This window comes from Moorena sp. SIO2C4 (assembly GCF_010672485.1).
GTDB classification, from domain to species: Bacteria; Cyanobacteriota; Cyanobacteriia; order Cyanobacteriales; family Coleofasciculaceae; genus Moorena; species Moorena producens.
This window is the reverse complement of the sequence record NZ_JAAHGN010001085.1, coordinates 1-2,482: the sequence shown is the minus strand read 5'-3', so window position 1 is coordinate 2,482 and position 2,482 is coordinate 1. Positions and strand designations below refer to the sequence as shown.

1 protein-coding gene is annotated in these 2,482 nt (G+C 41.3%); it reads left to right on the top strand.

Annotated features, from left to right (window positions below; genetic code table 11):
- The first annotated feature begins 91 nt into the window (after positions 1-91).
- A complete protein-coding gene (locus F6K20_RS33980) occupies positions 92-2,104 on the top strand; it encodes a tail fiber protein (protein ID WP_287297724.1) in 2,013 nt (670 codons plus the stop codon).
- Positions 2,105-2,482 lie beyond the last annotated feature (378 nt).

Here is a 2,482-nt window from a genome sequence, read left to right as displayed (position 1 = left end):
ACTCCTAAACTCCTTACCTCCTAAATACTAACTCCTTACCTCCTCATCTCCTTCCCTCCTCAAAACAACCATTCACAAAGAGGAAAAAATTATGAGCGAAATGCCCTTTGGGTTTACCTGGTGTTATGAACAAACCGATTATGAGGATGAACAATGTAACGTTTTAGTTATTGGGGAACCGGAGGATGTTCCCCCCCTGGATATCAAGATCACTAATATCCTCCCGGACAACACTATTGCCATTCGTCCCATGGACGGAGTAAGTCAACCTGATCGTGAACATTACCATTTTAAGTTGGCTTTTCTCCCTGGCGTTTTAGCCGATCCCAGTGCCATCGCTGTGGAGAGTGCAGATTGGTTAGTTAGTTCTGATTCTAATGGCGATGAAGACAGTATTTATCTACTCTGGACTGGGCCGGAAACTATGCTGTCTTACCAAGACACAATGGAGGTTATTTTAACAGGAGTTGCAGCCCAATCTACTGAGAATGTTGATCTAGCAACTACTGTGCCTAATTCAATTTTTTGCCAACTATTGAAAGTCAGAGGGCTTGAGGATATAAAAACCTGGTTCTTTCGACTTTTGAGTATTATTTCAGGATTTCAAAACAGAGCAACTACCACTAATGTCAATATCAGTTGGGAATTTGACCAGGGAGGTATTGAGGTAACAAGCCCAGTGAAAATCCCTGAAGGTGGTGATTACGATGAAAACTTTACTCTAACATTAGAAATGGTTCAATCAAGCGGAAAATCAAATATTCCCCTCTATGTAGGCTTTGTCAATTGTAATAAGGTGCTAAATACCTATGATGAAGTAAGCACTTTACAATTGCGCCTCACTAATACAAATCTTCCCACGGCTGCAGATCCCGATATTACTTTCCACTATGATGCAGATATTAATCTGTCTTCTCAATTGGTAGTAACTTTGGAAGTGGGACCTTTCGAAGAGGGAAAAGAAGATAATGTACCTTGGGCGTTAGGCACACAAGACCAAGTTAATAACATCAGCATCTCTATTCCAGGAGACCAATGGCAACAAAATGGGGACATTGAAACTATTCAAGTAGATGGAGTTGTTCAAGGTTTACAGTGGACTTTTATTCCCGACGGTGCTAATGTGGTTTTGGCAGCCAGGAAAACCATGTTAATCAATTTGGGTAATATTGTTACCTCCCACCCCACAGGAGAGGCTAACCTCTATTTAAATTATCAGTATGTTACAGGGTATAAGGATGGGCAATTTGTCTGTCAAATTGAAAAAGCACCTCTAACGTTTGACACGAAAGTGCGTGTGGGGACGAGACAAGATTTAGACGGTTTGCTCAATGTCAAAGATGGTATCAGTATCGATGAAGATGGCAAGTTGAAGTTTGATACAAGCTATCGCCAGATGATCGACTTATCTTATGATAATTCAATATATGGAATTGGCCTACAAACTTATACCACCTACTTCCGAAGTCGTGAAAACTTTGCTTGGTATAAAGGTGGTTCTCATAGTGATGACAAGCTCGATCCAGGGGAAGGTGGCACAGCATCGATGGTGCTCAAAAATGGTTCTCTAGGAATTGGTACTAGTGATCCATCACAGACATTAGATGTTAATGGATCAGCTAATATTAGTGGATCATTAGATGTTAATGGACGAATTAAAGATAAAACTGGGTATGTAATTCCTGTGGGAACAGTTGTCCCTTATACTGGAAGTTCAGCACCAGCCGGATGGTTGATGTGTGACGGTACATCATTTGATGCCGATAAGTATCCAGATTTAAATAATGTCCTTAATAGTGAAAAAGTTCCAGATTTGAGGAATCGATTTATCGTTGGCAGTGGCAGCGATTACGCTACGAATGATACAGGAGGACAAAAAACAGTTACCTTAACACTCGACCAAATGCCAAGCCATAATCATGCTCCTGATGAATATTACACATATCTTTTAAAGGTGGATGGTCATTATACCACAGACAAAACCGATGATACTGGGAGTGAACCAAATTTACACTCCGCTAAGGCTACCTTAAGTAAAGGTGGTGGTCAAGCTCATGAAAATCGACCACCCTATCATGCTCTCAACTATATCATCAAATGTTAGAGGGGATGAGGAGATTAGGAGAGAAGGAGGTAAGGAGACAGGAGATAAGGAGACAGAGTAGACTTCTTGGAGCCAGTAGGTGGGGTTGACGTACGAAACCTCACATTAACATTATTTCACGTTGAACTTGCCTGTGCTTAGGAATTTGTTGGGTTTCACTATGGTTCTACCCAACCTACTAAACTCCTTCCCTCCTGTCTCCTAACTCCTAATCTCCTAATCTCCTAACTCCTAACCTCCTAATCTCCTAACTCCTTCCCTCCTAACTCCTTCCCTCCTTCCCCCACTACAAACACCAAAGGAAAAAAAACATGACTACAACCACCGAAGGACAACAAGTAAAATTTATTCAGTACCATCAACCAGCCCTTGAAAGTG

What these genes read in the sequence shown, in the direction of transcription:
- F6K20_RS33980 (WP_287297724.1), top strand. Translation starts at nt 92, where the DNA reads ATGAGCGAAATGCCCTTTGGGTTTACCTGGTGTTATGAACAAACCGAT.